Here is a 498-nt window from a genome sequence, read left to right as displayed (position 1 = left end):
ACCAGCGGCAACATCAGCCCGAAGAGTGTCGATTTCAGTCTTGGCATGGGCGAGTTCCTGTGTGTGTGTTTTGTCGAGTTCCGCAAGGTGCTTGATGCGTTCTTGCTGCCGAGTGTTGATAGCAACTTGTTCATTGAAGTCAGTCGTTAGTTTTTTATTTAAATCATTTACTTCGTTTAACGATGCCATCAACCAACTAGACCAAGCAATGAGTCCGGCTATAATAACGAGTGCTACCTTCTCGTAGGCTTTCATAGCAACTCAAACGCTTTTTCAAACGTTGCCTCAGAATACGGTTGCCTGCCGTTCTCGTGCCGGATAATGGCTTTTGATAGTCCAGTCAGCGTCGGTTTATTCACTTCAATCTTTTCGAACTGATCTACATTGAGTGCCTTAGCCACACTGTTAATATATGCAGTGGTGTTATTTTCCGAGTCTGGCGCATAGCGGTTGATGATTTTAGAGACGCTGTTGTGCCCGCCTTTATGGTAATTACAC

1 protein-coding gene and 1 pseudogene are annotated in these 498 nt (G+C 45.0%); both read right to left on the bottom strand.

The annotated features are described in order from the left end of the window. Positions 1 to 255: lysis system i-spanin subunit Rz (locus tag Xind_RS19750; RefSeq protein ID WP_187650970.1), on the bottom strand; the 255-nt coding region annotated here is incomplete at its 3' end. Continuing rightward, positions 252 to 498 (bottom strand): annotated as a pseudogene (locus Xind_RS19745) (structural protein); the annotation flags it as partial. The gene Xind_RS19750 and the pseudogene Xind_RS19745, both read right to left, overlap by 4 nt.

Source organism: Xenorhabdus indica (genome assembly GCF_014467235.1).
GTDB lineage: Bacteria > Pseudomonadota > Gammaproteobacteria > Enterobacterales > Enterobacteriaceae > Xenorhabdus > Xenorhabdus indica.
Note: the sequence above shows the minus strand (reverse complement) of the source record. Positions and strands in the feature narration are given on the sequence as shown.